This window comes from Pseudochrobactrum albidum, assembly GCF_051851455.1.
In the GTDB taxonomy this organism is placed as follows: Bacteria; Pseudomonadota; Alphaproteobacteria; order Rhizobiales; family Rhizobiaceae; genus Pseudochrobactrum.
The window spans coordinates 511,667-524,265 of record NZ_JBPVTR010000024.1; the positions used below are offsets into that span (position 1 = coordinate 511,667).

A 12,599-nucleotide genomic window follows, 5' to 3' on the forward strand; every position below is an offset into this window, starting at 1 on the left:
CAGTGATACGCCGCCAAAAATGATGTTATTTACGCAATTTAGGATCGAGCGCATCGCGCAGGGAATCTCCAAGCACGTTGAATGCCAGAACAATGATGAAGATCACCAGACTTGGCAGCACCGAGACATGAGGGGCAAAGAACAGGAAATTACGCCCTTCTGAGGCCATGGCGCCAAGCTCAGCCGTTGGCGGCTGTGCGCCAAGACCGATGAATGAGAGCGCTGCGCCCAGCAATATCACCTGCCCGAAACGCAATGTCACAAATACAAAGATTGAGGACAGGCAATTGGGCAGCACATATTTGAAAATAATGCGGCTGTCAGACATGCCGAGCGAACGGGCGCTTTCAATATAATCCTGCTGCAGAACCACAATTGCACCACCACGTACCACACGCGCCATCAACGGCACTGTGGCTATTGACAGCGCAATGATAACAGCCGTGAGCCCCGGGCCAAAGATAGCGGCGATTGCCAGCCCGAATAAAATAGCCGGAAAAGACAAAAGCACATCCATAAAGCGCATCAATAGCCCGCTCCAGCGGGTGTAATAGGCGGCAATAAAGCCGATTATACCGCCAACAACACAGCCAAAAAACACCGACACAAAGCCCATGAATAATGTGGTGCGGATGCCATAGAGCAAACGTGTAACCATACCACGCCCCTGCCCGTCTGTGCCAAGCAGATAGCCCGCCTCGCCAACCGGTTTCAGCATCATTGCAAGATTGCCGCCATAAGGATCTTCCGGTGCAAGCCAGGGGGCAAACAATCCGCAAAACAATGTTATTGCCACCAGAAGCAGGGCAATCACTGAGCCGGCATCAGACATCAGCATACGTAAAACACTGACACGTTTAAATGCGATTTCCTGCTCCGCCTGTGTGGCGGCCTGATCAGCGGTTGGTTTTGCAATACTGGTCATCATGCACCTCTCACACGCGGATCGAGCACGGCATAGAGAATATCAACGCCGAGATTGACGAGAATAAAGCCAAGCGACATCACAATAATTGTTCCCTGTGCCATGGGCAGGTCACTGGAAAGAATGGCGCCAACGGCAAGGCGGCCGATACCCGGCCATGAAAATACGGTTTCGACAACCACGGCACCGCCAAGCAAAAACCCGATCTGCAAACCAATCAGCGTTACCACCGGCACCAGCGCATTGCGCAAGGCATGGCGCATAACCACCAGACGTTCAGTCAAGCCTTTAGCGCGGGCAGTGCGGATATGGTCCGCGCCCAATACATCAAGCACGGATGTGCGCGTCATACGGGCGACAGGGCCGACAAAAACACCGCCAAGCGTGATTGCAGGCAAAATGATGCTGGTGAAACCTTCCCATGTCCATAACGGCCCCAGACGGCCGGTGAATGGTAAAACCGGATATTTGAAGCCAAACAGCCAGATCAGAACAAGTCCCAAAAAAAACACAGGAACGGAAACACCGGCAACAGACACGGCCATGATGGAGCGATCAAGCAGCGAGCCGCGATAATAAGCGCCCACCGTGCCCAGTAAAATGCCCAAGGGAATAGCCCAGACAAGTGAAGCAAACATCAGCTCCAGCGTGGGGCCGATGGTTGCGCCGAGCTCCTGCGAAACCGGCACATTATTGATAATGGATACGCCAAGATCACCCTGCAGCAAACGGCCGATATAATAAAAAAACTGCTTCCATAAAGGTTGATCAAGGCCAAGATCACGCCGGATGGCCTCAATCAATTCCTGGGTGGCGGTTGGCCCTGCACGCACCTGTGCCGGATCGGTTGGCACCACCTGCATCAGCAAAAAGCCAAGCAACAAAACACCAAACATTACCGGAAGAGCAAGAAGCAAACGCTGTAACGTGTGCCGGAGCATGAATTTGCCTTTCTCTGATTATCGGGATGAAGCGCAATGCGCCTGATCAAATCAGCTATATTTGCCGCTCAAAGACGATTTTGCCGTCCAGCACTGTCATATCGCAAACCACATCATTGCGGATTTCCTCTGCATCGCACGCAAAAATATCCCGCGATAAAACCGCAATATCCGCAGCCATGCCGGGCACAAGTTTTCCTATCCTGTGTTCGGCAAATTGCGTATAAGCGCCAAAATGCGTATAGGCGTGAATTGCCTCTTCCGTTGTCAGGCACTGATCACCACCAATGACTGTGCCTGCCTTGGTCTTGCGGGTGACAAGAGTATAAAGATTTTGGAACGGATTGGTGGAGGTTACCGGCGCATCAGATGAAGCTGCCGGATGCAGGCCTGCATCCACCCATTTGCGCATCGGATAGGATGCATAAGCGCGCTTTTCACCGAGATTGGCCACATAAAGATCGCCAAACTCATAGATAAACATCGGCTGCGGCACCGGATCAATACCGGCTTTGGCCATACGCTCAATCTGCCCGTCACTCAAAAAGCCGCAATGCTCAATACGGTGGCGGCGGGTTTTAACCGGATATTGCGCGCTATCGGCCTTTTCAATCCCTGACAACACCTGCTCTATCGCGGCATCGCCAATGGCATGAATTGCCAGTTGATAGCCAAGCTCATGATAGTGCCTGAGAGATTTATGCATTTCTTCTTCTGAATAGCAAAAAATGCCAAAATTATTGGGATCACCCGCCACATAAGGCTCGCTCATGGCGGCTGTCAGCCCGCCGGCACTGCCATCAGAAAATACTTTCATCGCGCCATAGCGCAACAGACCGGTCTCACGCCCGGCGCAGAACCCCTGGTCATAAGCCTCATCACCAATACCATCATGATTGCCATAAATGCACACCCAGGTGCGCAGCGGCAAATCGCCGGCCTTGGCCAGCTCCTCATAGGCATGGAGTTCTTCCATACCATAGCCCATACCAACGGCCGCATCCATCACCGAGGTAAAACCCTGAGACAGCATATAACGGCCTGCGCGGATAATGGCCGCTTTCAGTTCTTCACGGCTTAATGGCGGTATTTTATCTGTCACCACACGCATGCCGGACTCTGCCAGCAGGCCGGATAATTTCCCGTTGCGCTTCTCAATCAACCCGCCGGACGGGCTTGGCGTATCATCCGCAATTCCGGCCAGCCGCATTGCGGCACTATTGGCAATACCAACATGGCCGCAGGTGCGGGTGATATAAACCGGATGATCAGGGGCAACCGCATCCAGCTCCTCAATTGCAGGATGACGCTGCTCGGCAAGCTCAAAATGATCATAACCGCCGCCGCGGATCCATTCACCGGCAGGCTTTTTTGCTGCTTCTGCAGCAATACGTCTGAAAATTTCATCAAGGCTGCGAACGCCCGATTCAGGCCGAAGATTAATCTCATTCATGCCAATGCCAAGCATCAAAAGATGCATATGGGCATCATTCAATCCGGGAATTGCCACACGCCCTTTAAGATCAATATAGCGTGTATTTTCACCTGTGAGCACCGCAATTTCTGCACTTGTGCCCGTTGCCAGCACCTTGCCATCTGCAACCGCTAAAGCCTCAGAGAAGCCTTCCTCAAGGCCGCAGAAAACCTGCCCGCCCGAAAGGACGAGATCTGCATATTTCATAATTTGTTATACTCCCGCAGCCCTGCACAAAAGCACAAGGCATAATTTTGCTATCCGCCCCGGCACAAGGCCGGGAAGGCTGGTGTGTGAGTTGAGGAAAAGCCTCACTCCTGCAAAATCGGATGGCTTTTATATTCCCCTTGCCTGCTGGTTTTGTTTTCTTTCAAAGGAAAACTTTCCCGCAATGTTATTTTATATTTTTAGCATGCTTGCAAAAAACAGGGCCCAAAGCAAGAGCGGGAGAAATAAAATGCTAACAATTTTTCATACTAAAATTGCATAATGCAATATCAATCTTGCATATAATCGTTTACATTTGCAATAATATGATAAAAACACCGGCATTTCGCCTAAATGTCGGGAACAGGCTGACAGGGTTGTTTTTTCTGCCACAGCAACAAGGCAAAAAAAGCCAGCATGAAACAAATTTATCATGCAAAAAACAGGAACAGAATCAAACTTCTCCTTGCCATTGAAAAATCCTGTCGCCGCCATAAAAAAGCCGCTGATCCATGCGCCGCTAGCTGGATAGCGACAATCCGTCCCACCTTGCGACAATCATGATAAAATATGAGAATGCCTGCTCTCAAACCATTGGGAAAACCTGTTTTTCTTATCAAGCCCCCAATATCGAATTTACAGAAATTCCTGTAATTTCGATATTGGGAAAACTTACACAAAAATCCATTAAATTGTTGAATTTTATAAATTAATTCACTTAAAAAATAAAAAACTTTTCTCTAAACAACTTTCAGAAAAGTTCATATTTTTTATTGACGAAAAATCACCTCTCCCCCTGCCACAGCCCACTAGAAATACAGCCTTATCATGCCATTATCCGGCTCTCTTGCCGCAGGCGTGCTTGATTTAAATCAAAGACGGAAAATGGTAACCCCTGTAATAATTCTATGATGCCGGAATTGTAGGTTTTCCCGAAACCGTCCGGTGGTACCAGTTATGCTCGCGAGGGGTCTCTCAATGAATTACGCTGCGGGAATTGTAATCTCGGGGCTCGGTGCATTTTTTGCACTGTTGCTTGCCGGGTTTACACATGATCCATTATTCAGAAGCCATATGTGGGTTCTGTTCTTTACACTTGTTATTTTTACTATCCTGCTGCTCCGCAATGCGGATTACAGCCTGAAACCCGTAAAACAAGACAAGACCGGCTATATGGACGGCCCGATCCGCTATGGCATTATTGCTACGGTTTTCTGGGGCGTTACCGGTTTTTTGGTCGGCGTTATCGTAGCAGCGCAGCTTGCGTTTCCTGATCTTAATATTGCGCCATGGTTTAATTTCGGCCGTGTGCGTCCGCTGCATACATCAGCGGTTATTTTTGCCTTCTGCGGCAATGCGCTGATTGCCACTTCCTTCTATGTTGTACAGCGCACCTGCCGTGCACGTCTCTTCGGCGGAGATCTGGCCTGGTTTGTTTTCTGGGGCTATAATCTTTTTATCGTTATGGCCGGCACCGGTTATCTTCTCGGTATTACCCAATCCCGCGAATATGCTGAACCGGAATGGTATCTTGATGCCTGGCTCACGCTTGTCTGGGTTGTTTATCTTGTGATCTTCATGGGAACACTTCTCAAGCGTAAAGAACCGCATATTTATGTGGCCAACTGGTTCTACCTGTCCTTCATCATCACAATCGCCATGCTGCATGTCGTTAACAATCTGGCGATCCCTGTGTCATTCCTCGGTGTAAAGAGCTATTCTGCTTTCTCCGGTGTGCAGGATGCGGTTACACAATGGTGGTACGGGCACAATGCGGTGGCATTCTTCCTCACCGTGCCTTTCCTTGCGATGATGTATTATTTTGTGCCAAAGCAGGTAAACCGTCCGGTTTATTCCTATCGCCTGTCTATTGTGCACTTCTGGTCAATCATCTTTCTCTATATCTGGGCAGGCCCGCACCATCTGCATTATACAGCCCTGCCTGACTGGGCGCAGACACTGGGCATGGTCTTCTCCATCATGCTATGGATGCCTTCATGGGGCGGTATGATCAATGGTCTTATGACGCTTTCTGGCGCATGGGATAAAATCCGCACAGATCCTGTTGTGCGTCTGATGGTTGCTGCGATTGCCTTCTATGGTATGGCTACATTTGAAGGCCCGCTGATGTCGATCAAGGCTGTGAACTCCCTGTCGCATTATACAGACTGGACAATCGGCCATGTTCATGCCGGTGCGCTCGGCTGGAACGGCATGATCACCTTCTCCGCTGTATATTTCCTTGTTCCGCGCCTGTGGAACCGCCAGCGGCTTTATTCTGTGCGCATGGTCAACTGGCATTTCTGGCTGGCAACACTCGGTATCGTGCTTTATGCGGCCTCCATGTGGGTGGCCGGTATTCAGCAGGGGCTGATGTGGCGTGAATATGATGATCAGGGCTTCCTGGTCTATTCCTTCGCCGAAACGGTTGTGGCCATGTTCCCTTATTATGTCATCCGTACACTTGGCGGCCTGATGTATCTGAGCGGCGGCTTTGTGATGGCATGGAATGTCTACAAAACCATCAAGGGAGAACTGCGTGAAGAAGCAGCCATTCCCGGTTCTGCACCGGCTTCCCATGAAACACCAACCCCCGCGCTGAAGCCGGCAGAATAAGGAGCAGGTGAGGTATGTCTATACTCAAAAAACACTCACTCATTGAGAAAAATGCGACTTTACTGCTGATCGGCTCGCTTGTTGTGGTCACAATCGGCGGTCTTGTGGAGATCGCGCCGTTGTTCTATCTGCAGAACACCATCGAGAAAGTAGAGGGCATGCGCCCCTACTCTCCGCTTGAACTGGCGGGACGCGATATTTATGTGCGCGAGGGCTGCTATCTCTGCCATTCCCAGATGATCCGCCCGTTCCGTGATGAGGTGGAGCGCTATGGCCATTACAGCCTTGCCGCTGAAAGCATGTATGACCATTCCTTCCAGTGGGGGTCAAAGCGCACAGGGCCTGATCTTGCCCGTGTCGGCGGCCGCTATTCCAATGAATGGCACGTGCAGCATCTGATCGAGCCGCGCGATGTTGTGCCGGAATCTGTGATGCCGAGCTATGCCTTCCTGAAAGATACGCCTCTCAACATGAACGGCATTACGGCAAATCTGAAAGCCAATATTGCCGTTGGCGTGCCCTATACACCGGAAATGGTTGATAATGCTTTGGCCGATATGAAGGCACAGGCTGATCCGGAAGCGGATACAGAAGCATTGCTTGCCCGCTACCCTAAAGCCAAAACCGGCGATTTCGACGGCAATCCGCGCATGATAAGCGAAATGGATGCGTTGATTGCCTATCTGCAAATGCTGGGAACACTGGTTGACTTCTCAACCTATGACCAGTCACCGCAGTCACGCTGAGGAGACTGACCATGGATTACAACACCCTGCGTCATTTTGCTGACAGCTGGGGACTACTGGGGATGTTCCTGTTCTTCCTCTTTGTAGTTTTCTTCACATTCCGCCCGGGCAGCAAGCAAAAGGCGGAAGATGCACAAGCCATTCTCTTCAAGGATGACTCCAATGACTGAAAAACAGATTGATGATGTTACAGGCGTTGAAACAACCGGCCATGAATGGGATGGTATCAAGGAACTCGACAATCCTATGCCACGCTGGTGGCTCTATGTTTATTATGCAACGATTGTCTGGGCCCTTGCCTATACAATCGCCTATCCGGCATGGCCGTTGATCAACGGCGCAACATCCGGCGTGCTGCAATGGTCGAGCCGCGGTGAATTCTGGAAGGAAAATTCCAAAATCCAGACCGAACGCCAGGATATTATGGCTGCGATCAAGGAAAAATCCGTGCAGGAGATCATGGCGGATCCACAGCTTAACCAGTTTGCCATTGCAGGCGGCGCTGCGGCTTTCCGTGTAAACTGCGTGCAATGTCACGGTTCCGGCGCGCAGGGCGCTCCCGGCTATCCGAACCTCAACGATGATGACTGGCTCTGGGGCGGTTCCATTGATGAGATTCTCCAGACTGTCCGCCACGGCATCCGCTCGCAGGATGATGAAGAAACCCGCGTGTCTGAAATGCCGGCCTATGGTGATATTCTTGAGCCGCAGCAAATCCGTGAAGTGGCAGCCTATGTCACCAGCCTGACCTCAACACCGCGCGATGCAAGCATGATCCCGGCAGGAGAAAAGATTTTTGCCGAGAACTGCGCCGCCTGCCATGGTGAAGATGCTAAGGGCAGCAAGGAATTCGGTGCACCGAACCTGACCGATGCCATCTGGCTTTATGGTTCAGGCGAAGATGCCATTGCAAGACAGGTCAGAAGCCCAAAACACGGTGTTATGCCGGCATGGGAAGTCCGTCTTGGTGACACAACCGTCAAACAGCTTGCCATTTATGTGCATTCACTTGGCGGCGGTGAATAAAATATTGCCTCCGGCTGGAAAACGGCCGGAGGCTTCCTATGCCACGGCAAATCTAGCGGCTTTCTGATATGCGCCGCTTCTTCAAAAGTGGTTCAGAATAAACGAGAGCATTTCATCGCTCCTGTAAAAAAACTGAAATGCTCAAACAACAGCAATTGCAGCTATCTGCGGATAGTGCGAATGCGGGGTTCAGAATGTCTGATGTCAGTGAGGTTGAGCGCATAGAAGCGCAGGCGGTTAATTCGTCTGAAAAGCGTGGTCCGCTTTATGCAGCGCGTGTTAAAATTTTCCCGAAACGGGTCCATGGCGAATTTCGCCGTTTCAAATGGATCATAATGTTCATCACTTTGGGCATTTATTATCTCACCCCCTGGCTGCGCTGGGATCGCGGGCCTTTTGCTCCCGATCAGGCGGTTTTGATTGATATTGCACACCGGCGCTTCTATTTCTTCTTTATCGAAATCTGGCCGCAGGAATTTTATTATGTGGCCGGTATGCTGATCATGGCCGGTATCGGCCTGTTTCTGGTTACCAGTATCGCAGGGCGTGCATGGTGCGGCTATACCTGCCCGCAAACAGTCTGGGTTGATCTGTTCATGGCAATTGAACGCGCCGTGGAGGGTGATCGCAATGCCCGTATCAAACTCGACAAGGCGCCGATGACGGCCGACAAGCTCATCAAGCGTGTTACCAAACATGCAATATGGCTGATTGTTGCGGTTATGACCGGCGGTGCATGGATTTTCTATTTTGCCGATGCGCCAACCTTGCTGATGGATTTTGTTACCGGCCAGGCCGCAATGGTTGCCTATGCGACTGTCGCCATTCTTACCGCTACAACCTATGTTTTTGGCGGCTTGATGCGTGAACAGGTTTGCACCTATATGTGCCCGTGGCCGCGCATTCAGGCCTCGATGCTGGATGAAAACTCCCTCACCGTCACCTATAATGACTGGCGTGGTGAACCACGCACCCGCAATTCCAAAAAAGCCATTGCGGCCGGTGAGACTGTGGGCGATTGCGTGGATTGCAATGCCTGTGTTGCGGCCTGCCCGATGGGTATTGATATCCGCGATGGCCAGCAGCTGGAATGTATCACCTGTGCTTTGTGTATTGATGCCTGTAACTCGGTTATGGACAAGCTTAACAAGCCGCGCGGCCTGATCTCTTATTCCACACTCTCGGATTATGATGCCAATATGGCTCTGGCTACCGCAAATGGCAGCGCATCAATTAATCCGGAGCGGGTTTATTCATCGAAAAACACCCTCAGTGATAAAGTGCGGCAGTTGAAAATGTCCAGCATTTTCCGCCCGCGCAGCCTGTTCTATTTCTCGGTCTGGGCGCTGATTGGTCTGGCGCTGATTACCTCGCTCTTGCTGCGTGAACGTATCGGCATTAATGTCCTGCAGGATCGTAACCCGCAATATGTCCTGTTGTCAGACGGCTCAATCCGCAATGGCTATACAGTGAAACTGCTCAATATGGTCAATGAGCCGCGGCAGTTTGAATTACTGGTAGACGGCTTGCCAAATGCCCATATCAATATTGCCGATCAGGTTGCAGACAATAACGGGCGGTTTATTTTTGAGGCCGATCCGGATCGTCTGAAAACATTGAAAGTCTTTATCATTGTGCCAAAAGATGCAGCTGCAGGCGGCAGCACGCCTTTTACAATGACAGTGCGTGATTTTAACGGAACAGAATCCGCCACCTATAAAGCCACTTTCATTGCGCCTGAAAAGAAATAAAGCCTTGCTGCCCTTACAATCAGGGCGGCAGACAAATGCGCAGACCACATAGCAACAGGGCATTTCCGATTTGCAGATAAATGAGGCAATGCCCGCAAGGGAGCACAATGATGATCAAGCACAACACACCGGCACAGACAGAGCAGCAGGGCAGTTTTACCGGATGGCATATGCTGGGCATCATGATCGCCTTTTTCGGCGTGATCATTGTGGTCAATCTCATTATGGCGACATCGGCCATTCGCAGCTGGTCTGGCCTTGTTGTGCAGAATTCCTATGTTGCCAGTCAGGAATTCAACAAAAAATCCATCACCGGCAAAGCCCATGCCGCGCTCAACTGGCGTGAGCATCTGACCTATGAGAACGGCCTTGTCACCTATCGCCTGACCGATGCCAACGGCAAGCCTGTCAGGGTGACCGGCGCCACGGCCGTTTTCCGCCGCCCTGTTAATGAAAAAGAAGACCAGACACTTAATATGCTGCCCTCTGCCGGCAATGTGCTGACCGCCGAGGCCGACCTGAAAGATGGCAATTGGGTGGTTGAGGTTAATACTTATGCCGGACTTGAGGAGCCGTACCGGCAGATTCACCGCATTAATATCAGCAATGGCCTGTTCGTAATCAAAGAAGATGAGCAGGATGTAAAAGGATCAGCGCAATGAGTTGCTGTGGCACCGGCATTCAGTTTTCCGCGGCTGATTACCGCCCGGAAGAATTGTTGCTCGCCAGCCGTGTGCTTGGCGATGGCCAGCGCCAGCTTGATCTTTCCGTACCGTCCGTTCATTGCGGATTATGCATTCAAACCATAGAAACCGCCCTTAAAAAACTGCCCGGAATTACCTATGCGCGCGTCAATCTCTCTTCAAAGCGCGTTTCAGTGCGCTGGAAAGACGGTACAGAGCCGCCCCATATTATTGATGCGCTGCAACGGGCAGGCTATCCCGCGCATATTTTTGAACTCGGAGAAGACAAGGATCCGCAACTGTCGCGCCTTTTGATCGCGCTGGCCGTTGCCGGCTTTGCCTCCATGAATATCATGTTGTTCTCCGTCTCTGTCTGGTCGGGTGCGGATGCCGCAACACGGGATATGTTCCATTGGCTCTCAGGCCTGATTGCCTTGCCGACACTGGTCTTTTCCGGGCGTATTTTCTATCTCTCCGCCTGGAATGCCCTCAAGCACGGGCGCACCAATATGGATGTGCCGATTTCACTTGCCATCAGCCTTGCCTTTGCCATGAGTGTTTATGAAACACTCAATTCCGGCGAACATGCCTATTTTGATGCTTCTGCCACATTGCTGTTCTTTTTGCTGATCGGCCGCACGCTGGATCATGTGATGCGTGAGCGTGCGCGCTCTGCTGTCAAAGGCCTTTCACAGCTCAGCCCGCGCGGTGCGGTGGTGATTGATGACAATCACCAGCACAGTTTTGTGCCGATTGCAGAGATACGCCCCTCCATGCGGATTATTCTGGCTGTCGGCGAGCGCGTGCCGGTTGATGCCGTGGTTATAAGCGGCCATTCTGATCTGGATTGCTCGATTGCAACCGGAGAAAGCGTGCCGGTGCCGGTGATGCAGGGCTCACAAATCCGCGCCGGCACCATGAATTTAACCGCTCCGCTGACCATTCAGGCCACAGCCTCTGCCGATAACTCCTTCCTTGCAGAAATGGTGCGCCTTATGGATGCCGCTGAAGGCGGCAGGGCACGCTACCGTCAGCTGGCAGATCGCGCCTCGGCGCTTTATGTACCGCTGGTTCATACCACAGCATTGCTGGCTTTTATTATCTGGCTCTATCTCTCCGGTGACTGGCACAAATCCATCTATGTTGCCATCACCACCCTGATCATTACCTGCCCCTGCGCTCTGGCGCTGGCCGTGCCGATTGTGCAGGTTGTTGCCGCACGCCGCCTGTTTGAAAACGGTATCATGATCAAAGATGGCTCTGCTATGGAGCGCATGGCGGAAATTGACAGTGTGATGTTTGACAAGACCGGTACGCTGACCCTTGGCCGGCCGCAACTGACCGGATATGACAGCCTTAACCGCCATGCACTTGAACTGGCTGCAGAACTGGCACTTTATTCACGTCACCCCCTTTCGCGTGCGCTCACTGGTTACACAAACCCTGCTGCCGCAATCCGTTTTGAGAAGATTGAAGAAATCAGCGGTTATGGAATTGAAGCCCGTAAAGGGGCTGATATTTATCGTCTTGGCCGGCGCGACTGGGCTGTGATGCAGGATACAGGAAACAACGCCAATAACGGCACAGAAACAGTATTGTCATGCAATGGCAATCTTGTTGAAACCTTCTGCTTTGAAGACCGTCCGCGTGAAGATGCCGCTCAGGCAATCCGGAGCCTGAAAGATGAGAAACTTCGTGTGGAAATTCTCTCCGGCGATAAAAAACAGGCTGTCAGCACCCTCGCGCAACAGCTTGGCATTGAAACCTACCACGCGGAAATTCTGCCGGCAGAAAAATCACAGCTGGTTTCTGAATGCGCGCATCAGGGCCGCAAGGTGCTGATGGTTGGTGACGGGCTCAATGATGCGCCGGCGCTGATGTCTGCCTATGTTTCCATGGCGCCGGCAACGGCAGCTGATATCGGGCGCAATGCTGCGGATTTTGTGTTCCTGCATGATAGTCTTGCTGCCGTACCGCTGGCACATACCATCTCGCGAGAGGCAGGGAAGCTGATCCGGCAGAATTTTGGCCTGTCGCTCATATATAATATCATTGCGGTGCCGATTGCCCTGTTTGGTTATGTTACACCGCTGATTGCCGCACTTTCCATGTCGCTGTCCTCCATACTTGTTGTCAGCAACGCCCTGCGTTTACGAGCTGGCAAAAAAACACCGCAGCGCCACCCCCTCTCCCCCGGGGTTTTTCCAAAAAAAGTTTAAAATGTTTTTAG

At 51.5% G+C, this 12,599-nt stretch carries 10 protein-coding genes; 7 read left to right on the forward strand and 3 right to left on the reverse strand.

The genetic code is table 11. From position 1 onward, the window contains the following. Positions 1 to 25: 25 nt before the first annotated feature. From ACSTTO_RS13400 to ACSTTO_RS13410, 3 genes are read right to left on the reverse strand one after another with little or no spacing between them, the layout of a single operon-like run. Positions 26 to 928 (reverse strand): ABC transporter permease, encoded by a 903-nt coding sequence (locus ACSTTO_RS13400; RefSeq protein WP_439273745.1) that lies wholly within the window; start codon positions 926 to 928, stop codon positions 26 to 28. Then, positions 925 to 1,866: an ABC transporter permease gene (locus tag ACSTTO_RS13405; protein ID WP_439273746.1), complete on the reverse strand. Its 942-nt coding sequence runs from the start codon at positions 1,864 to 1,866 to the stop codon at positions 925 to 927. Before ACSTTO_RS13405 ends, ACSTTO_RS13400 begins: the two co-directional genes overlap by 4 nt. 55 nt (positions 1,867 to 1,921) lie before the next feature. Next, the gene (locus ACSTTO_RS13410; RefSeq protein WP_439273747.1) at positions 1,922 to 3,547 is read right to left on the reverse strand and encodes an amidohydrolase; all 1,626 of its coding nucleotides are present in this window, start codon (positions 3,545 to 3,547) and stop codon (positions 1,922 to 1,924) included. Between the two features lie 978 nt (positions 3,548 to 4,525). Between ACSTTO_RS13410 and ccoN the strand changes: the two genes are divergently transcribed. The 7 genes from ccoN to ACSTTO_RS13445 all read left to right on the forward strand — a co-directional run bounded on the left by ccoN (position 4,526) and on the right by ACSTTO_RS13445 (position 12,588). Then, complete coding sequence (gene ccoN / locus ACSTTO_RS13415) at positions 4,526 to 6,163, forward strand: cytochrome-c oxidase, cbb3-type subunit I (RefSeq protein ID WP_439273748.1); 1,638 nt, start codon at positions 4,526 to 4,528, stop codon at positions 6,161 to 6,163. Between the two features lie 14 nt (positions 6,164 to 6,177). Further along, positions 6,178 to 6,909 carry a cytochrome-c oxidase, cbb3-type subunit II gene (gene ccoO, locus ACSTTO_RS13420; protein ID WP_439273749.1) on the forward strand — a complete coding sequence of 244 codons (732 nt, stop codon included), beginning with the start codon at positions 6,178 to 6,180 and terminating at the stop codon, positions 6,907 to 6,909. Positions 6,910 to 6,920: 11 nt separating this feature from the next. Beyond that, positions 6,921 to 7,079, forward strand: a complete 159-nt coding sequence (locus tag ACSTTO_RS13425; RefSeq protein WP_439273750.1) for a CcoQ/FixQ family Cbb3-type cytochrome c oxidase assembly chaperone — start codon at positions 6,921 to 6,923, stop codon at positions 7,077 to 7,079. Then, on the forward strand, positions 7,072 to 7,935 hold the full coding sequence (gene ccoP / locus ACSTTO_RS13430) for a cytochrome-c oxidase, cbb3-type subunit III (RefSeq protein ID WP_439273751.1): 864 nt from the start codon (positions 7,072 to 7,074) through the stop codon (positions 7,933 to 7,935). Before ACSTTO_RS13425 ends, ccoP begins: the two co-directional genes overlap by 8 nt. A gap of 194 nt (positions 7,936 to 8,129) precedes the next feature. Continuing rightward, positions 8,130 to 9,686, forward strand: a complete 1,557-nt coding sequence (ccoG, locus tag ACSTTO_RS13435; protein WP_439273752.1) for a cytochrome c oxidase accessory protein CcoG — start codon at positions 8,130 to 8,132, stop codon at positions 9,684 to 9,686. Between the two features lie 110 nt (positions 9,687 to 9,796). Further along, positions 9,797 to 10,348 (forward strand): FixH family protein, encoded by a 552-nt coding sequence (locus tag ACSTTO_RS13440; protein ID WP_439273832.1) that lies wholly within the window; start codon positions 9,797 to 9,799, stop codon positions 10,346 to 10,348. After that, positions 10,345 to 12,588: a cation-translocating P-type ATPase gene (locus ACSTTO_RS13445; RefSeq protein WP_439273753.1), complete on the forward strand. Its 2,244-nt coding sequence runs from the start codon at positions 10,345 to 10,347 to the stop codon at positions 12,586 to 12,588. The genes ACSTTO_RS13440 and ACSTTO_RS13445 overlap by 4 nt, the downstream gene beginning before the upstream one ends. The last annotated feature ends 11 nt before the right edge of the window (positions 12,589 to 12,599 follow it).